Origin of the sequence: Pontibacter sp. E15-1 (assembly GCF_022601975.1) — a bacterium.
GTDB lineage: Bacteria > Bacteroidota > Bacteroidia > Cytophagales > Hymenobacteraceae > Pontibacter.
In genome coordinates this window covers 24928-42791 of sequence record NZ_JAKVIR010000020.1, presented here as the reverse complement: position 1 = coordinate 42791, position 17864 = coordinate 24928, and the positions used below count along the sequence as shown (strand labels likewise).

16 protein-coding genes are annotated in these 17864 nt (G+C 55.9%); 7 read left to right on the top strand and 9 right to left on the bottom strand.

All coding sequences use genetic code 11. The features are described 5' to 3' along the window. The first annotated feature begins 329 nt into the window (after window positions 1-329). Window positions 330-2318, top strand: coding sequence for a glycoside hydrolase family 97 protein (locus MKJ04_RS14705; RefSeq protein ID WP_241642406.1), 1989 nt, complete (start codon window positions 330-332; stop codon window positions 2316-2318). Between the two features lie 83 nt (window positions 2319-2401). Here MKJ04_RS14705 and MKJ04_RS14700 read toward each other — a convergent pair whose 3' ends face one another. The 7 genes from MKJ04_RS14700 to MKJ04_RS14670 form a co-directional block, all read right to left on the bottom strand. Then, entirely contained in the window at window positions 2402-3658 is a 1257-nt protein-coding gene (locus MKJ04_RS14700) for a pyridoxal phosphate-dependent aminotransferase (protein ID WP_241642405.1), read from the bottom strand. A 150-nt stretch (window positions 3659-3808) separates the two neighbouring features. Beyond that, complete coding sequence (locus MKJ04_RS14695) at window positions 3809-5179, bottom strand: LutB/LldF family L-lactate oxidation iron-sulfur protein (RefSeq protein WP_241642404.1); 1371 nt, start codon at window positions 5177-5179, stop codon at window positions 3809-3811. Window positions 5180-5459: 280 nt separating this feature from the next. Continuing rightward, the gene (locus MKJ04_RS14690) at window positions 5460-7121 is read right to left on the bottom strand and encodes a M28 family peptidase (protein WP_241642403.1); all 1662 of its coding nucleotides are present in this window, start codon (window positions 7119-7121) and stop codon (window positions 5460-5462) included. A gap of 122 nt (window positions 7122-7243) precedes the next feature. Then, the gene (gene ispF / locus MKJ04_RS14685) at window positions 7244-7729 is read right to left on the bottom strand and encodes a 2-C-methyl-D-erythritol 2,4-cyclodiphosphate synthase (protein ID WP_241642402.1); all 486 of its coding nucleotides are present in this window, start codon (window positions 7727-7729) and stop codon (window positions 7244-7246) included. A 218-nt stretch (window positions 7730-7947) separates the two neighbouring features. Further along, entirely contained in the window at window positions 7948-9048 is a 1101-nt protein-coding gene (locus tag MKJ04_RS14680; protein WP_241642401.1) for an alkene reductase, read from the bottom strand. Window positions 9049-9128: 80 nt separating this feature from the next. Next, window positions 9129-9947 carry an aldo/keto reductase gene (locus tag MKJ04_RS14675; RefSeq protein WP_241642400.1) on the bottom strand — a complete coding sequence of 273 codons (819 nt, stop codon included), beginning with the start codon at window positions 9945-9947 and terminating at the stop codon, window positions 9129-9131. A 60-nt stretch (window positions 9948-10007) separates the two neighbouring features. Continuing rightward, complete coding sequence (locus MKJ04_RS14670; protein WP_241642399.1) at window positions 10008-10457, bottom strand: MarR family winged helix-turn-helix transcriptional regulator; 450 nt, start codon at window positions 10455-10457, stop codon at window positions 10008-10010. A 391-nt stretch (window positions 10458-10848) separates the two neighbouring features. Between MKJ04_RS14670 and MKJ04_RS14665 the strand changes: the two genes are divergently transcribed. Beyond that, window positions 10849-11937 (top strand): arabinan endo-1,5-alpha-L-arabinosidase, encoded by a 1089-nt coding sequence (locus MKJ04_RS14665; RefSeq protein ID WP_241642398.1) that lies wholly within the window; start codon window positions 10849-10851, stop codon window positions 11935-11937. 81 nt (window positions 11938-12018) lie between these two features. On the opposite strand, the gene MKJ04_RS14660 is transcribed toward MKJ04_RS14665, so the two are convergent. Continuing rightward, the gene (locus MKJ04_RS14660) at window positions 12019-13287 is read right to left on the bottom strand and encodes a M16 family metallopeptidase (protein ID WP_241642397.1); all 1269 of its coding nucleotides are present in this window, start codon (window positions 13285-13287) and stop codon (window positions 12019-12021) included. A gap of 287 nt (window positions 13288-13574) precedes the next feature. Between MKJ04_RS14660 and MKJ04_RS14655 the strand changes: the two genes are divergently transcribed. The 4 genes from MKJ04_RS14655 to ytxJ all read left to right on the top strand — a co-directional run bounded on the left by MKJ04_RS14655 (window position 13575) and on the right by ytxJ (window position 16593). Next, a complete protein-coding gene (locus tag MKJ04_RS14655) occupies window positions 13575-15554 on the top strand; it encodes a thiamine pyrophosphate-dependent enzyme (RefSeq protein WP_241642396.1) in 1980 nt (659 codons plus the stop codon). Between the two features lie 61 nt (window positions 15555-15615). Beyond that, window positions 15616-15828, top strand: coding sequence for a hypothetical protein (locus MKJ04_RS14650; RefSeq protein ID WP_241642395.1), 213 nt, complete (start codon window positions 15616-15618; stop codon window positions 15826-15828). Between the two features lie 46 nt (window positions 15829-15874). Then, entirely contained in the window at window positions 15875-16225 is a 351-nt protein-coding gene (locus MKJ04_RS14645; protein WP_241642394.1) for a hypothetical protein, read from the top strand. A gap of 26 nt (window positions 16226-16251) precedes the next feature. Beyond that, window positions 16252-16593, top strand: coding sequence for a bacillithiol system redox-active protein YtxJ (gene ytxJ, locus MKJ04_RS14640; protein ID WP_241642393.1), 342 nt, complete (start codon window positions 16252-16254; stop codon window positions 16591-16593). A gap of 57 nt (window positions 16594-16650) precedes the next feature. Here ytxJ and MKJ04_RS14635 read toward each other — a convergent pair whose 3' ends face one another. Then, window positions 16651-17058, bottom strand: coding sequence for an OsmC family protein (locus MKJ04_RS14635; RefSeq protein ID WP_241642392.1), 408 nt, complete (start codon window positions 17056-17058; stop codon window positions 16651-16653). 70 nt (window positions 17059-17128) lie between these two features. Here MKJ04_RS14635 and MKJ04_RS14630 point away from each other — a divergent pair, with 70 nt between their 5' ends. Then, window positions 17129-17860 carry a hypothetical protein gene (locus MKJ04_RS14630; protein WP_241642391.1) on the top strand — a complete coding sequence of 244 codons (732 nt, stop codon included), beginning with the start codon at window positions 17129-17131 and terminating at the stop codon, window positions 17858-17860. Window positions 17861-17864 lie beyond the last annotated feature (4 nt).

Sequence of the window (17864 nt, the reverse complement as noted above, 5' to 3'; positions counted from 1 at the left end):
CTGTTTTGCCTGGCGCAAGCCAAACCTGCCTTTGTCTTCAGGGTTATTGCCAGGTTTCTGTGCCGCATCCCCCGCTAATTTAAAAATCTGCACCATCTTTTCGGGTTGATGCTGGATAACTGAAAGCTTTCGCTTATATTGTAAGTGTGTTTTTGACACTAAAATAAAGCTTAGGCAGTGCTGTCGCAAAAGCTGTCGTCCAAAGCCGCCATTTGAAATTAGAATCGACAATTACAGCGCAAAAGAAACAGGCCGGGGTTTTACAGCTGCCAACAGTGTTTCAGTTCGCCTGCATCACGAAGCTCTATATAAATCGATAGAAATAAGGTATGAAAGTAGAATTAAGCAACGCACAAGTAAAGGAAATGCGGCAGATCTGCGCACTGGCCCTGTTGTTTCTCCTGTATGCGTGTTCCTCCTCCAAATCGGGTATGGGCAAGGAGAGCAGCAACCTCACCACCCAAAGCCCCGACGGCAGCCTGACCGTTCAGTTCCGAATCGCGGAAGACGGGAAGCAGGCGCTTTACACGGTCAGCAAAAACGACACGCTGGTGCTGGAGCCATCGCGGCTCGGGTTGCTGCTGGAGGATGCGGACTTTAGCCAGGGACTCCTGCTGGAGTCGGTATCAGGCGTGGAGCCCGTGCAGGACACGTATGAAATCCTGACCGCTAAGCGCAAAAAGAACACCTACAACGCCAACAGGCGCACGTATCACCTGACAAACACCGCCGGGGGCAAAATGGACGTTATCTTCCAGGTATCCAACGATGGGGTGGCGTTCCGCTACTATTTCCCCGGCAGCTCGTCGGAGTTGAAGAAAGTGAGCCAGGAGCTTACCTCGTTCAACTTCGGAGAGCAGGCCAAGGCCTGGATACAGCCCATGTCGGATGCCAAATCGGGCTGGGCCAAGACCAACCCCTCTTACGAAGAGTACTATATGAAGGGCATCGCCGTGGGCACGCCCTCCCCAACCAAGGCAGGCTGGGTATACCCGGCCCTTTTCCAGACAGGCAACAACTGGGTGCTGATCACGGAGTCGGCTCCGGAGGGAACGTACAGCGGTACCCGACTACAGCAAAACGCACCGGCTGGGGAGTATACCATCGGCTTCCCGCAGGCGGTGGAGCACTTGCCGGGCGGCGCCCTGAACCCAGAGTCCACCTTGCCCTGGTATACGCCGTGGCGCATTCTGGCTGTCGGCAGCCTGAAGACCATTGTGGAGTCTACGCTCGGCACCGACCTCGCCAAGCCCGCCGTGGCCATGGACATGTCCTTCATCAAGCCGGGTATCGCCGCCTGGAGCTGGCCAATCCTAAAAGACGACTCCACGGTATACCACGTGCAGAAACGCTTCATCGACTTTACCGCCGACATGAACTGGGAGTATACCCTGATCGATGCCGGTTGGGACGTGATGATAGGGTATGACAAGATAAAAGAGCTGACCGATTACGCGGCCACTAAAGGCGTCGGTATACTGTTGTGGTATAACTCGAATGGCACCTGGAACGAGGCGCCGCAAACGCCCCTCCACCTGATGGTGACGCACGAAAGCCGCATGAAAGAGTTTAAGCGCATCCACGACATGGGCGTGAAGGGCGTGAAGATCGACTTCTTCGGCGGAGACGGGCAGAGCGTTATGCAATACTATACCGATATCCTGAAAGACGCCGCCGCCAACGAACTGCTGGTGAACTTCCATGGCACCACGCTGCCGCGCGGCCTGCAGCGTACCTACCCGAACCTGATGACCGTGGAGGCGATCAAGGGCTTTGAGTTCATCACCTTCGAACAAGTGAACGCCAACGAGGCCCCTGCCCATGACGCGACCATCCCGTTCGTCCGGAACGTGTTCGACCCGATGGACTTTACGCCGATGAGCCTGCACGTGATCCCGGGCATCGACCGCAAAACCACGGTGGGCCACGAGCTGGCCTTAACCGTTGTCTTCCAGTCGGGCATCCAGCACCTTTCAGAAACCGATCAGGGGATGAAGCACGTGCCGGACTATGTAAAAGATTACCTGCGCCAGGTGCCGGTTGTGTGGGACGATACCCGGTTTGTGACCGGATTTCCGGGTGAGTTGGCTGTGCTTGCCCGCCGGGCCGGCGACCATTGGTACGTAGCCGGAGTGAATGGAGAAAACACTGAAAAGACCGTGAGCCTGGACCTGGCCTTCTTAGGACAGAAAAAAGGCAAGCTTATCACCGACGACAATGAGAAAGGAGGCTTTAGAAACGCCGCCGTGGACCTTGCCGGCAACAGCACGCAGCAAGTGACGCTGAAGCCGCATGGTGGGTTTGTGATGGTTTTTTAGGAAGAGAATAATTTTAGCTGTTTGAGTGAAAAGCCACTGTAATTGTAACTACAGTGGCTTTCTTTATTTGTCACCAAAGAGGTCTACGTAAGCTTCTCCAATGCTTTCCGCAGCCGTTCCAGTGCTGCCTTGATTTCCTCCAGCGACGCGCCGCCCACCGACAAGCGGAACCAGTTCAAGTCGCGGCTGGAGCCGAAAGCGGAGAAGGGCACCACGGCCAGCTTCGCTTCGTGCAGTACGTAAAACGTAATGTCCTGGCTCGACTGCAGCACCTTGCCCTCGGATGTGGTTTTGCCTGCCAGGTCCATTTTAGCGGACAGGTAGATGGCACCCATCGGCTCAATGGCATCCACAGCAAAGCCCGCATCCCTCAGCTCCCGGAACCCGTTGTAGAGCACCGTCAGGCTTTCCTGCACCTTTGGCTTAAACACATCCATAAAACCGCGCACCTCCTCCGGCTGCCGCAAAAACGCCGCCGTGGCCACCTGCTCGGCTTTCGGGGCCCAGGCACCCACGTGGCCCAGGATCGCCTTCATCTTGCCCAGTACCTCGGTTGGGCCAAACGCATACCCTACCCGCACACCGGTAGCGGCAAAGCACTTCGAAATGCCGTCAATGAAAATGGTGTACGCACGGAGGTCGGGCCGAAGGGTAACCGGGTTGTAATGGGCCACGTTGCCGAAGGTGAGCATCCAGTAAATCTGGTCGTAGAGGATGTACAGGGGCTTTTCGCCCTCGCCGCGGCTACGGTTTTCCTCCAGCACCAGGTCACATATTTCCTCCAGGTCTTTTTTAGAGAACATGGTGCCGGTCGGGTTCAGGGGCGAGCACAGTGCCAACAGGGTGGCACCCTTCAGGTGCGGCTTCACGTCGGCGGCGGTGGGCATGAAGTTGTTCTCCGGCCGCGTCTCCACCAGCACGGGCGTGGCCCCCGACAAGTGGCAGTAGTGGTTGTTGTTCCACGATGGCGTCGGAAAAATTACCCTGTCGCCAGGGTCTACCAGCGCGAGGTAGGTGGCGTAGATGAGCGGGCGCGAACCGCCGGCTACCAAAAAGTCGTCTGCGGGGTAGGCGAGCCCAAGGTTCTCCTGCGTGAAAGCCGCCGCTGCCTGGCGTAGCGCGGCCACGCCATTGGCAGGCGGGTAATTGGTCTGGCCTTCGGCGTAGGCTTTGGCAATGCCCTCTCGCAGGGGCTCCGGTATGGGGTATAAGGCAGGGTTAAAGTCGCCGATGGTTAGGTTGCAGATCGGCTCACCCTTTGCAATCATCGCATTCACCTCGCCGGCAACCCGAATAATTTCGGAGCCGATCAGGTTTTGCGCCATTTTAGAAACTATCATGGGGCTATACAGATTAAGGTTTTATACCAGGTATAACTTCTCCTGATGTATCAGGATTTTCTTTTACTAGTTTACGGGTATACACGGGGCAATGCCCATCCTAATCAGCAGGGTATAAAAAAAGCCTGCGCGGGGCAGGCTTTTCAGTGTTTATTTGCGCTCTTTCCAGAGTTGGTTAAACGATTTGGATGGCACGTGCAGCGGCTCGCGGCGTTTGCTCCAGGTGTCTTTCAGCACCTGCTTCAGCACAAAGTTCTTGGCGAAGGCAGGGGCCAGGTTCAGCAGCGTGCGGCTCTTCATGGCTTTCAGCCAGAACTTGAAGGCGGTGGTTTCCTGCTTATCGGCCATACCCTGGTCCACGCTCTGCTTGCGGTTCAGCAGCAGCAGGTTGTGGATGTTGATCTTGACCGGGCACACAGAGGTACAGGCGCCGCACAGCGAGCTGGCAAAGCTCAGGTGCTTGTTCTCGGCCATACCGTTCAGGTGCGGCGTGATCACGGAGCCAATCGGGCCGCTGTAAGTGCTCTCGTAGGTATGGCCACCGATGTTTTTATACACCGGGCAGATGTTGAGGCAGGCGCCGCAGCGAATGCAGTTCAGGGCCTCGCGCTTCTCGGGCAGGGCCAGCAGGTCGGTACGGCCGTTGTCCAGCAGCACCACATACATCTCCTCAGGGCCGTCCTTCTCTTTTGGCTGGCGCGGGCCCGTCATGATGGTGTTGTACACTGTCACGTTCTGGCCGGTGCCGCTGGTGCTTAGCAGGGGCCAGAACAGGTCCAGGTCCATGATAGACGGGATCATCTTCTCGATGCCCACCACCGCGATGTGCGTTTTCGGGAAAGTGGTGGAGAGGCGGGCGTTGCCCTCGTTCTCCGTCACGGCCACGCCGCCAATATCTGCGATCAGGAAGTTGCCCCCGGTTATACCCACCTCGGCGGAGGTATACTTGTCGCGCAGCAGCTTGCGGGCCACGGCAACCAGTTCCTCGGCGTTGTCGGTGGGCGCGATGCCCAGTTTGCGCACAAAAAGCTCGGCAATGTCCTTCTTCGACATGTGCATGGCCGGTGTCACGATATGGTATGGGCGCTGCTCCGCGAGCTGCACGATGTACTCGCCCAGGTCGGTTTCCACCGTCTCGATGCCGTTCTTCTCCAGAAACTCGTTGAGGTGAATCTCCTCCGTGATCATCGACTTGGACTTCACGACAGAGCGGGCGCGCTTGCGCTTCATAATCTCACCGATCTCCTTCAGGGCCTCCTGCGCATCACGGGCCCAGATCACTTTGCCGCCACGGGCAGTGAAGTTGGCCTCGAACTCCATCAAATACTTGTCGAGGTTGTTGATGGTATTGGTTTTTATATAGGAACCGCGCTCGCGGGCCAGCTCATGGTCGGAGTACTGGGTAAGGCCACGCTGCACCGCGGAGTTATACTTCCCGATGTTGAACTTGATGGTTGCGCGGTGGCCTTGGTCAAATGCTTTTGATTCTGCGTCTAGCAGAAACTGTTTCAGTTTACTCATGCTAATCTCCCCCTACGGTCTTTTCTGTTATATAGCTGCAAGTTTGCGCTAAAAAGAAAAAACACCCTTAAAGTTAGGGTGTTTTTCTGAAAGCAGCTAATGAGTTCTGAGTTCTAAAAGAGTTCCGAATTCCGAGTTCCGGGTTCCGAGTTCTACAAAGAGTTCCGAATTCTGAGTTCCGGGTTCCGAGTGAAAAGAGGTACTTTGAATGGATATGCTGTGAAACGCAAGTTTTAAGTATAATCTCTCTTATCCCTAACTCGGAACTCGGAACCCGGAACTATTTCTTATTGCTGTCTACCACAATGCGGTTGTCGCGGTTGGCCAGTTCCCAGGCCACGTAGAAGGCGAGGCGTGCCACTTTTTCGGCGCTTTCGAAGTTGATCTTCTCCACCTCGTCCGACGGCTGGTGATAGTCGGCGTGCACGCCGTTGAAGTAAAACACGATCGGGATGCCGTGCTTGGCGAAGTTGTAATGGTCGGAGCGGTAGTAGAAGCGGTTCGGGTCGTTCTCGTCGTTGAAGGTATAGTCCAGCTTCAGGTTCACGTACTTCTCGTTCATCGCCTCGTTGATCTGGTGCAACTCCGAGGAGAGCTTGTCGGCGCCGATGGAGTAGATGTAGTTGCTGTCGTTCACCTTCTCATGCTCGGTGTCCATGCGCCCGATCATGTCGATGTTCACGTCAGCTACAGTGTTCTCGAGCGGGAACACCGGGTTCTCAGAGTAGTACTCCGAACCAAGCAGGCCCTTCTCCTCGCCGGTCACGGTCATGAACAGCACGCTGCGGCGTGGTCCAAAACCGTCTTTTTTGGCCAGCGCGAATGCTTCTGCCAGTTCAATTACAGCCACAGTGCCCGAGCCATCGTCGTTGGCGCCGTTGTAAATCTGGTCGCCCTGGCGGGTGGTGTCCATACCCACGTGGTCGTAATGGGATGTCACGATCACGATCTCGTCTTTCTTGTCGGTGCCTTCGATAAAGCCCAGCACGTTTTCTGTGGCCAGCGGCGAGGCGTTGCGCGCCGTCATGATCTTCACGTCTTTGGCCACCTTGAAAGTCGCGGCCACCGGCTTGCCTGCCGTGGCTACCTGCTGGTTATAGCCTGTCAGCTTCTGTGTTGTCGTGCCCAGCAGCGCAGCGCCCGCTATTGGCGAGATAAACATGGTGGCAGCGGTTGGCTGGTCGGCGTTGCTCTTGATGCCGATGGACGGGCGGCTGGCGTAAGCCTTGTAGCGCTGCGTCAGGCTGTTGAATTCCTCGGTGTTGGTGCCCGTCACGATCAGCACAGCTTTGGCCCCATGGTCTGTGGCGGCTTTGCGCTTGGTGCGGTAGTCGTTGCCCCAGTCGGAGGCTTTGGAGGTGCCGCTCACCAGGAAGGTGCCGTTGCCGCCTTTCGGCTCGCCGGCCAGCACCACCACGGTTTTTCCCTTCACCTCGAGGTTGGCATAGTCGGAGTAGGCGTCGGTGTCGATGCCGTAGCCGGCAAACACCACGTCGGCCGCCTGCTCAGTCTGAAACGGCGAACTGCCCAGCACGAAGAAGTCCTGCATCATCAGGTATTTTTCCTTGCCCACTAAAATGTAGCCATCGCCCCACTGGCTTTTCTCCAGGTCGAAGGTCTGGTAATAGGGGTTGCTGCCGCCTTGCACAGGACCGGCTACACCGTCTTCCCGAAACTCGCGGGAGATATACTCCGCCGCCATTTTCTGGCCTTTCATACCGGTGTCGCGGCCTTCGTATTCGTCGGAGGCGATAATGTGCAGGTGCCTGGAAAGGTCAGCGGCGGTAACGGTGCTGGCGTATTTCGGGGCAGCTTCGCTTAGTTTGGCCGCGTCGGTTAGCGGGGTGTTGGTGGTTTCGGCCACGGAAGAGGCGCTTGGCGTTTTGGCGCAGCCGAACCCGAGGGCGGCCAGCAGCACGTAGCCATAAATCTGGTGTCGCATAGTATAAAGTAGAGTAGGTTATATAAGTTAATGTGTCTGGTTCGGTACTGCGCAGGCTCCGTCAGGGGCTGGCAGCAACCTATAAACGGCGCAGGGGGGCGTTCTGGTGTATAAAATCCGGATTACTGTTTGATAATCAGCACGGTGGCAAAAGCGGCCACGCCCTCTTTTTTGCCCACAAAGCCCAGGTGCTCGGTAGTGGTGGCCTTGATGGAGATGTCTTCTTCCGGGATGCCCATCACCTCGGCCAGGCAGGTCTTCATGGCGGGAATGTGGGGGTTCACCTTCGGCTCCTGCAGGCATACCGTCGAGTCGATGTTGCCGATCTCATACCCCTCCAGCGCCAGCAGGTGCACCACCTCCCTGAGCAGAATCTTGCTGTCGATGCCTTTATACTTAGGATCTTTGTCGGAGAAGTGGAAGCCGATGTCGCGCATGTTGGCCGCGCCCAGCAGGGCATCGCAAATCACGTGGATCAGCACATCCGCGTCGGAGTGGCCAAGCGCCCCATGCGTATGCGGCACTTTAATGCCCCCGAGCCAAAAATCCAGGCCCTCCTGCAACTGGTGCACATCATAGCCGAAGCCGGTTCTTATTTTCAGTTTCATGTGTGGTATAACGCGTGTCAGCCTTCAGGGCTACCCTTCCGTAGCAGGCTTTAAAAGTAAAAGTAACGCAAATTGTGCTGATCTTGGTAATGATAGCGCAATTTTGATGCCTCCGGGCGTGCTGTATGGCCATTGGCACAGGTATAAAACAAAACAGCCCGCCACCAAAAGGCAGCGGGCTGTAAACTATAGGTGTTATATATATAAGCGCCTTAGGCTTAGGCCTCCACTTCTTTTAAAGAAGGGTAATCGATGTAGCCATCGGCACCGGGAGAGTAAAACTTGTCTTTGTCGGGCTGCTGCAACTCCGCGTTTTGTGCAAAGCGCTCCGGCAGGTCCGGGTTCGCGATGAACGGCACCCCGAAGGCCACCATGTCGGCGTCCCCGTCTTCGATCACCTTATTGCCCGTCTCCTGCGTGAAGCCCGCGTTGATGATCAGGTTGCCTTTGTAGATCGGGCGGTAACGCTTCGCGATGTTCGGCTCGGCTTCCGGCAACTCGCTTACATCGGTAAACGGCTCCGAAAGGTGCACGTAGGCCAGGTTATAGTCGTTCAGCTTCCCGATGATGTAGTCGAAGGTCGGGATGGTGTCTTCGTTCAGCGTCATGCCAAACACGCCGTGCAGGCTCGGGTTGAAGCGGGCACCCACGCGCCCGATCGGCATTACCTCTTTGATCGCGTCCAGAATCTCGAACAGGATGCGGGCGCGGTTCTCGATAGAGCCGCCATACGCGTCGGTGCGCACGTTGGAGGTAGAGGCAAAGAACTGGTGCAGCAGGTACCCGTTGGAAGAGTGTACCTCCACGCCGTCGAAACCGGCCTCCATCGCGTTTTTAGCGCCATTCTTAAAGTCCTGCACGATCTGCTTGATGTCCTCCACCGTCAGTTCGCGTGGCGCTACGGTGTCCTTGAAGCCCTGCGGGGTATAGGCTTTATCGTTCGGGTTGAGGGGAGAGGGAGCCACCGGCAACGCACCGTCATGGAAATCAGGGTGCGAGATGCGGCCCACGTGCCACAGCTGCAGGAAAATCTTGCCGCCTTCGTCGTGTACCGCCTTCGTTACTTTCTTCCAGCCTTCCACCTGCTCAGGGGTATGGATACCGGGTGTGTTTATATAGCCAACGGCCTGCGCAGAAACCTGCGAGCCTTCCGAGATGATCAGTCCGGCCCCGGCGCGCTGGGTATAGTACGTCACCATCAGGTCGTTGGGCACGTTGCCTTCGTTGGCGGCGCGGCTACGCGTCATGGGAGCCATGATCACGCGGTTTTTCAGTTCGAGGTCGTTTAGTGTTATCGGTTTTAAAAGTGCTTCTGACATAGTAATTGTTATTTTTTTAATTGTTGAAACAGGAGCATACTCCCATTCTATGATTCAAAATTCAGTTATTCAAAATTCCATCAGTCCCAGTCCGGGGCGAAGGAGGGGCTGATGAGGCGGTTGTCTGCCTGCTTCAGCGCATCTATCTGCTGCATTTCCTCCTGCGTCAGCTCAAAATCGAAAACGTCAATGTTTGACTGCAAGTGGCTCTCTTTCGAAGTCCTCGGGATGGCCAGCACGCCGTCCTGCTGTAGCAGCCAGCGAAGCGTGATCTGCACCTCGTTCTTGTCGTACTTCTCGCCAAGCTGCTGCAGCGTGGCGTTGCCCATTACCTTGCCGTGCGCAATCGGGCTGTACGCCGTCAGGGCGATGCCATGGGCGCGCAGGTACTGGTATAGCTTGTCTTGGCTCAGGAACGGGTGATACTCCACCTGATTGGTGATGATATCGGCGCCTGTCGCCAGCACCTGGTCCAGCAGGGCAGTAGTATGGTTACTCACGCCGATGTGCCGGGTATAGCCTTTTTCCCGGGCCTTCATGAGCTCGCCCATATATTCTGCTACCGGCACCTCGGCGTTTGGCCAATGGATCAGGAGCAGGTCAACCGCGTCCGTCTTCAGCTTCCGCAGGCTTTCCTCCACCGAGGGCAGAAAATCTTTTTTCGCCAGGTTCGAGGGCAGCACCTTGGTGGTCAGGAACACATCCTGGCGGGCCACGCCGGAAGCTTTGATAGCTGCCCCAACGGCCTCCTCGTTGTTATACATCTGCGCCGTGTCGATGTGGCGGTAGCCCATTGCGAGCGCCGCCTGCACCATGTTCAGGGCAGTATCGCCTTCCAGCTGGAAGGTTCCGAGCCCAAGGGCCGGGACAGCAGTGTTTTGCAGTTGTATCGTTTTCATAGAGATCAGGATTTAAGGTATATACATTGCTTGTGCATACAAGTATTTTATCAAAAAAAACTACCCGCGGAGCTTATCCAAAAGGTTGCTTACTACAACAGCCTCATCCTGCTTAAGGTTATGAAGTTTCTGAAAAAGTTTGGGAAAGTTCTCGTCAATCTGCTCCAGCTTCCGGAGGCCCGGCTCGGTGATGCGCACATCGATCATCCGGCGGTTGGCCTGGCAGATGTCGCGGGTCACGTAGCCTTTCTCAATCAGCTTGTCAATCAGGCGCGTCACGTTGGAGTTGCGGTCCACCATGCGGTTTTGGATATCGCCGAAGCATACCGGGCTCGGGTGCTGCCCGCGCAGGATAGCCAGCACGTTGTGCTGCTGCAGGGTCAGGCCAAACTCCTTGAAGAAGGGCGTCAGCTGCTGGTTGAGCCAGTTGTTGGTAAACAACAGGTTCGTGAGCAGGCGACGGTAGTCATCCTTAAAGGCTTTCTGGTGTATTTCATCTTCTATGCGCATGGCTCTTTCAAGAACACAAAGGTACGGCTAATGTTTGTATATACAAAACTTGTAAGTGTAAGGTTTCAGATGAGGGGAGGTTCTCCAGCGTTTTATGATGGAATGAAAGCAAAAAAGTAGAGGTGAGGAGGTATAGGCATGAAGCATAAGTGCCAGATGCAGGGTGCAAATAACTTTGAAGGCTTACGCTACAACTATAATAGCAACGTTGGGGCTTGTGTTATATAAATGTATTTTTTACATTTATAGTATTGCACCCTTTGCGTCTGTTTGCTTTAGACGACTTTCTCAAGGCTTCAGCCAGGTGATATGCCATGATCACTAATTACGCTTTACCGCCAGACCACAGAGGGTATGGCAATCTTTTCACCACTAAATACATTTAATTAACATGAAGGACTTTAAATACGATATCAGGTTTCCCCTTTTCCTGCTTTTGCTTTTCCTGCTGGGCTATACCCCAGTGCAGGCGCAATCGCGGGACGTGGTGGTGCACGACCCGGTGATGATCAAGCAGAAAGACACGTATTACGTTTTCCATACCGGGAACGGCATCCATGTCAAGTCATCGAAGGATATGAAAAACTGGAAGGAGGAAAAGCCGGTTTTTGCGAGCACGCCCGAGTGGGTTACCAAAATGATACCCAAGTTTGACGGGAACATCTGGGCCCCCGACATCATCTTCCATAACGGCACCTACTACCTGTATTACTCTGTGTCCTCGTTTGGCCGCAACAACTCAGCCATCGCGGTGGCCACCAATAAAACCCTGAACCCCAGCGACCCTAACTTCAAATGGGAGGACAAGGGCATTGTGGTGCAGTCGGTGCCGGGCCGCGACATGTGGAACGCGATCGACGCCAACATCATTTTTGATGACAAAGGCACGCCCTGGATGAGCTTTGGCTCCTTCTGGCAGGGTATAAAACTGGTGAAGCTGAACCCCGACCTGACCTCTGTGGCCACGGGCCCGGAGCAGGAGTGGCATACCATCGCGGCCCGGAAGCGCAACTGGCTGCTGGATGAGCGCGATGCCGGCGACGCGGCCAACCCCGAGCTGGACTACGCCACGCTGTATACCCCGGAGCTTCTGGCGGAAAGTAAAAGCGTGGTCAACGGTTCGATCGAAGCTCCCTTCCTGTTCAAGAAGAACGGCTACTATTACCTGTTCGTGTCCTGGGACCGCTGCTGCCAGGGCCTGAACAGCACCTATAAAATCCTGGTGGGCCGCTCGAAAGACATTGCCGGCCCATATCTCGACAAGGACGGCAAGAACCTGGCACACGGTGGGGGAACGCTGATAGCGCAGGGAAACGACGAATGGGCCGCAGTAGGGCACTCCGCCACCTATACCTTCGACGGAAAAGACTACCTCGTCTTCCACGCCTACGACAAGAAAGACGAGGGCAAGCCCAAACTGAGAATCAAGGAAATAACCTGGGGCAAGGACAACTGGCCCACCATCTCTATGAAAGAGTAGGGGATTGACCAACCCGTAAACAAGAAAGGCTGCCAATGATCTGGCAGCCTTTCTTGTTATAAACAGGTATGGGAGGAGGTTTTATTCCTCTGCCTCGGCGGGCGCTTCCACCTTCTTCTCGGCCTTATACAGCAGGGTAGAGCAGTTGTTCGGGTCAAGGACCTCTTTGGCGCAGCGCAGAATGTCCTGTGGCGTCACGGCCTGCACTTTCGCGCCTTCCTGGTTGATCAGGTTGGCGTCGCCCATCAGCTTGCTGTAGGCCAAGTTCATGGCGCGGTTCAGCAGCTCGATCTCAGAGAATACGATGGAGGTCTCCGCCTGGTTCTTCACCTTGTCCAGTTCCTTTTCCACTACCATTTGTTCCATCAGCTCCTGGTTTACGGCCTCAATGGCGGCGTTGGCTTGCTGCAGGTCCACGCCCTCGTTCAGCTTGCCCTGTACCACGAGCAGGCCCCGCTCCAGCGAGCCCGACACAGACGCCGAGATGGAGTTGAACAGTTTCTGCTCTTTCACCAGCTTGTCGTAGAGCCTGCTCGACTTGCCCCGACCCAGAATGTCGCTGATCAGGTCCACGGCGTGGTAATCCGGCTCGGTACGCGACGGCATGTGGTAGGCTTTGTAGATGGCGTTGAGGGGCACGTCGGCAGACACTTCCAGCACGCGCGGCTCGGTTTGCTTTGGCTCTTTTTCGATGTTGCGGGTATACCTCTCTCCGGCGGGTATAGGGCCAAACCATTTTTCGGTCAGCTCCTTCGCCCGCGCAAGGGTCACGTTTCCGGCCACCACCAGGATGGCGTTGCTCGGCGAGTAGTGCTTCCGGAAGAAGGCTTTCACGATGTCCATCGTCGCGTCTTCAATGTGGGAGATCTCCTTGCCGATAGTGGCCCATTTATACGGGTGCTTTTTATACGTGAGCGGGCGCAGCTTCAGCCATACATCGCCGTAAGGCTGGTTCAGGTAGTTTTGCTTAAACTCCTCTACCACCACTTTGCGCTGCACCTCCAGGCCGTTCTCGCTGAAAGCCAGCTCCAGCATGCGGTCCGACTCCAGCCAGAAGCCCGTCTCGATGTTCTGCGCCGGCAACGACAGGTAATAGTTCGTGATGTCGGGACTGGTGAAGGCGTTATTTTCGCCACCCACGCGCTGCAGGGGCTCGTCGTACACCGGTATGTTTTTGGAGCCGCTGAACATCAGGTGCTCAAACAGGTGCGCAAAGCCGGTATGGGCTTCCTCCTCATCGCGCGAGCCTACGTCGTACAGCACGTTCAGGACGACCATAGGGCTGGTATGGTCTTCGTGCACGATCACGCGCAGGCCATTAGCAAGGGTAAACTCTTTAAAGTCGATCATATTTTTTTAGGGATACAAGACACAAGTAGCAAGACACAAGACTTTGCTGCTGCAGAGATGTTTCCTCTGGCTTTGTAGCCAGTACAGCGGTTGCAACAGTACCGCTATTCCTATACCTTTTACACATTCAATCAAAATCTTGTGTCCTGTGTCTTGCTACTTGTGTCTATTTTAATGTCTAACGTCTTGTGTCTATTTTGAAGCAAAATTAAAAATTAGCGGCAGAAATTTCAGCACTACCGCCGATATAGTAACTTGCCAATCTATACTAAGGTTTTCTTTTAGAGATGAACTACAACCGCAAAGACTATACCGACGACGAGCTTGTGAGCCTGTACCGCGCCATCCTGAAGCCACGCATGATTGAGGAGCGCATGCTGGTGCTGCTGCGGCAGGGCAAAGTAAGCAAGTGGTTTTCCGGCATCGGGCAGGAGGCCGTCTCAGTCGGGGCGGCGCTGGCCCTGAACCAGGACGAGTACATATTGCCGCTGCACCGCAACTTGGGCGTTTTCACGAGCCGCGAGGTGCCGCTGGATCGGCTTTTTGCGCAGTTTCAGGGAAAAACCATCGGCTTTACGAAGGGCCGTGACCGCTCTTTCCACTTCGGCTCTAACGAGCACCATATTGTGGGTATGATCTCGCACCTGGGGCCGCAACTGGCCGTGGCCGACGGCATTGCGCTGGCCGACCTACTGGAGGAGGAGGAGAAGGTGACGCTGGTGTTCAGCGGCGACGGCGGCGCCTCCGAGGGCGACTTCCATGAGGCGCTGAACGTGGCGGCGGTATGGGGCCTGCCAGTTATCTTTATGATAGAGAATAACGGGTATGGCCTCTCCACGCCCAGCAACGAGCAGTTCAAGTTCCAGAATTTTATAGACAAGGGCCCGGCCTACGGCATCGATGCGCTGCAGGTGGACGGCAACAATATCATAGAGGTATACCATACCGTGAGCCATGCGGCAGCCAGTATCCGCAAGAACCCCCGCCCGATGCTCATCGAGGCGATCACGTTCCGGATGCGTGGCCACGAGGAGGCCAGCGGCACCAAGTACGTGCCGCAGGAGCTGTTTGAGAAATGGGCGAAGAAAGACCCCGTGGAGAACTTCGAGAAGTACCTGCTCGAGGACCTGGTGCTGACGCAGAAGACCATGGACAACATAAAGCAGGAGCTGCGCGAGGAGATAGAGAACGGCTTGCAGACAGCCTTCGAAACCCCGATGCCGGAGGCCAACCCCCAGCAGGAAATCGAGGACATGTACCGGCCTTTCGCGCAGGAAGTGCAGGAGCCGGCGTCGGAGGCGACAACGGAGCGCCGCTTCGTGGACGCCATCTCCGACGGCTTGCGCCAGAGCATGGAGCGCTTCCCGGAACTGGTGCTGATGGGGCAGGACATTGCCGAATACGGCGGTGTGTTTAAAGTAACCGAGGGCTTTGTGGAGCAGTTTGGCAAAGCGCGCGTGCGCAACACGCCGCTCTGCGAGTCGGCCATACTGGGTATGGCCCTGGGCCTGTCGGTGCGGCAGCAGAAGAGCATGGTCGAGATGCAGTTCGCGGATTTTGTGAGCGCGGGCTTCAGCCAGATCGTGAATAACCTGGCCAAGAGCCATTACCGCTGGGGCCAAAACGCCGATGTGGTGGTGCGCATGCCCACGGGGGCGGGCTCGGCATCGGGGCCCTTCCACTCGCAGAGCAACGAGGCGTGGTTTTTCCATACCCCCGGCCTGAAGGTGGTATACCCTTCCTCGCCTTACGACGCCAAAGGCCTGCTGAACGCCGCCATCGAAGACCCAAACCCCGTGCTGTTTTTCGAGCACAAGCTGCTCTACCGCGCCATCTCGCAGGAGATCCCGGACGATTATTATACCGTTGAGATCGGGAAAGCCAAAACCGTGGCCGAGGGCACTGACCTGACCATCATCACCTATGGTATGGGCGTGCACTGGGCCAAGCAGTTGCAACAGGAGCTAACAAACGCAAGCCTGCACATCCTGGACCTGCGCTCGCTGCTGCCCTGGGACAAAGAGGCGGTGCGCGCGGCCGTGGCCAAAACCGGCCGCGTGCTGCTGCTGCACGAAGACACCCTGACGGGCGGGATAGGCGGCGAGATAGCCGCCTGGATCGGGGAACACTGCTTTGAGTTATTGGATGCCCCCGTGGCCCGCGTCGCCAGCCTCGACACCGCCGTACCGTTTGCGCCTCCCCTCGAGCAGGAGTTCCTGCCCAAGCAGCGGCTCCGCCAGAAAGTTGAGGCGATGTTGCAGTATTAAACTATATTTGTTCATACCCTCCTGCAGGGGTATATAAAAAAACCTTCAAAAGCACCTCAAAATGCGGACTCTTCGATCATTCCTGCTAGCTGCCTTCTGCCTGACACTGGTGTTGGGGAGCGGCTGCCAGCGCAAAGGCATTCCCTGCCCCAAGCCAACCGGAAAGCGCAACCGCGTAAAAATGACCACGCAGGCCGGGCAAGGATTTGAAGCCGTGAAAGTGCCCACCGATAAGAACGGGAAGGTGAAAAAAGGAGGGTGGCGTATATGGTAAATGGCACAAACCACTTTTGTAGAAATCAGTATAAGCTCTTACGGCCATGAAAGTAGGAGAAAACAAAATGATAGGGAAGGGGGTTAAACCCCTGTTGAGCCTGGCGCTACTGCTGCTCGCGGCCTTGCCCGGGTATGGGCAGATCAGCTTCGATGCCCGCGAAAAGCACGAGCAGAAGATGCGCAAGTCGTTGAAAGAGGCCGAGCAGGTGGAGTATACCTACAAAGAAACGCACCTCAATACAAGCGCCTATACCTTTAAGAAGGGCGCAGCGGCCCGCAAGCGCAGGAAGCAGGACAGGCGGGCGACCTATCAGTTTGACGAGAACGGCAAGCCCGCGCGGAAAATCCTGTTTTTCAAGAAGCGGAAGCTCCGGCAATCTAAAAAGATCAATTGAACCAAGCATTACTAAGAAAGAACCATATGAATTGGCACCCGCTTACCAGTACAGAGCAGTTGGATGAGATAATTGCAGAATCAAAGGAAACACCGGTGGTGATATTCAAGCACAGCACATCGTGCTCCATCAGTTCCACCGCCAAAAGCCGTGTGGAGCGGCAGTGGAACGGCGCAGGCCTGGACCACGTGAAAGCCTACTACCTGGATTTGCTGCGCTACCGCCCGGTTTCGCAGGAAGTGGCCGAGGTGCTGCACGTGCAGCACCAGTCTCCGCAGCTATTGCTGCTGCAGGACGGCGTTTGCACCTACGACGCCTCGCACATGAGCATTGGCGTAGACGCCCTGAAGAAAAAAGTAACGGCTTAAGCAAATAAAGAAAAGCGGCCTACCCTTTCAGCAGGAAGGAGTAGGCCGCTTTTTGTGTTAGTACCTGAAGCTGATCGTCTGCTTTACCTCGGGGTGCAGGCTCAGGGCCACCGGGCAGGTGCGGGCGGCGTTCTCCAGCATGGCCTTCTCCTTCTCGGAGTACGAAACGCCGGCAGGCATCGTGAAGGTCAGCACCACTTCCGCGATGCGCCGTGGGTCCGCCGACATGATCTTGGTCACCTCCAGGTCCATTCCGTCGATGTTGATGTCGGCGCGGTTGGCCACAATGCCCATGATGGTCATCATGCAGGAGCCCAGGGCGGCGCTCACCAGATCGGTGGGCGAGAAAGCCTCTCCCTTGCCGTTGTTATCGAGGGGCGCATCCGTGATGATTGTGTTGCCGGAGGCAAGGTGCTGAGCAGAAGTGCGTAAGCCGCCGCTGTACGAGCTTTTTATAGTAGCCATAGTATCAACTCTGTTTTTGAATTTAGCGTAAAGTTACGTAGTTTTATACAATCTAAAACATAACACCTTCTTGGCCAGACCCCTTCTTCTCTTACTTGCTTTCGTGCTCATGTCGGTTGCCCCGGCTGTTGCTCAGTCCGACGAAGACGAGAGCTTCCAGAACGAGCTGAGCTATGGCGTGAACTTCAACTCCAACGGCGGCCTGATTGGCGGCGCGTTCATCCGCTCTTCCTTTTTCATAGATGAGCATATGTACCAGTTCGGGGGCCTGGAGATCGTGGAAGTGAAGCATCCCAAGGAAATACGGGACTTCAGCCCTATCTCTGGGGAGTCCTTTGTGTATGGCAAGCAGAACTACCTGTTTGTAGTGCGCCCGCACTATGGCCGGGAGGTTGTGCTGTTCAAGAAGGCGCCGGAATCCGGGGTTCAGGTAAACGGCCTGGCGGCCATCGGCCCTTCCCTGGGGCTGCTTGTGCCGTATTACATCGACTATAACTACGGCGGGCAGGGCACCAACATCCGCACAGAGCAGTATGACCCCGGCAGGCATTTGGACCGCGACTACATACTGGGCAGCGACAACGTGTTCAGGGGCCTCGGCGAGATGAAAGTAAAGCCCGGAATCCACTTCAAGGCTGGCCTTAGCTTCGAGTACGGGCGTTACCGCGAGAGCATCGCGGGTATAGAGGTCGGCTTTATGGTGGAGGCCTTTGCCAGCAAGCCCGTCATCATCCCCAACGCCGACAACAGCCAGACGTTCACCTCCGTGTACCTGAACCTTTACTACGGCTCCCGCAAATAATCCC

Bases quoted from the DNA above. Each gene is read 5' to 3' on its own strand.
- MKJ04_RS14650 (WP_241642395.1), top strand. From the start codon at position 15,616: ATGCGGACTCTTCGATCATTCCTGCTAGCTGCCTTCTGCCTGACACTG.
- MKJ04_RS14635 (WP_241642392.1), bottom strand. From the start codon at position 17,058: ATGGCTACTATAAAAAGCTCGTACAGCGGCGGCTTACGCACTTCTGCT.
- MKJ04_RS14670 (WP_241642399.1), bottom strand. From the start codon at position 10,457: ATGCGCATAGAAGATGAAATACACCAGAAAGCCTTTAAGGATGACTAC.
- MKJ04_RS14695 (WP_241642404.1), bottom strand. From the start codon at position 5,179: ATGAGTAAACTGAAACAGTTTCTGCTAGACGCAGAATCAAAAGCATTT.
- ytxJ (WP_241642393.1), top strand. From the start codon at position 16,252: ATGAATTGGCACCCGCTTACCAGTACAGAGCAGTTGGATGAGATAATT.
- MKJ04_RS14700 (WP_241642405.1), bottom strand. From the start codon at position 3,658: ATGATAGTTTCTAAAATGGCGCAAAACCTGATCGGCTCCGAAATTATT.
- MKJ04_RS14645 (WP_241642394.1), top strand. From the start codon at position 15,875: ATGAAAGTAGGAGAAAACAAAATGATAGGGAAGGGGGTTAAACCCCTG.
- ispF (WP_241642402.1), bottom strand. From the start codon at position 7,729: ATGAAACTGAAAATAAGAACCGGCTTCGGCTATGATGTGCACCAGTTG.
- MKJ04_RS14680 (WP_241642401.1), bottom strand. From the start codon at position 9,048: ATGTCAGAAGCACTTTTAAAACCGATAACACTAAACGACCTCGAACTG.
- MKJ04_RS14655 (WP_241642396.1), top strand. From the start codon at position 13,575: ATGAACTACAACCGCAAAGACTATACCGACGACGAGCTTGTGAGCCTG.
- MKJ04_RS14675 (WP_241642400.1), bottom strand. From the start codon at position 9,947: ATGAAAACGATACAACTGCAAAACACTGCTGTCCCGGCCCTTGGGCTC.
- MKJ04_RS14665 (WP_241642398.1), top strand. From the start codon at position 10,849: ATGAAGGACTTTAAATACGATATCAGGTTTCCCCTTTTCCTGCTTTTG.
- MKJ04_RS14690 (WP_241642403.1), bottom strand. From the start codon at position 7,121: ATGCGACACCAGATTTATGGCTACGTGCTGCTGGCCGCCCTCGGGTTC.
- MKJ04_RS14660 (WP_241642397.1), bottom strand. From the start codon at position 13,287: ATGATCGACTTTAAAGAGTTTACCCTTGCTAATGGCCTGCGCGTGATC.
- MKJ04_RS14705 (WP_241642406.1), top strand. From the start codon at position 330: ATGAAAGTAGAATTAAGCAACGCACAAGTAAAGGAAATGCGGCAGATC.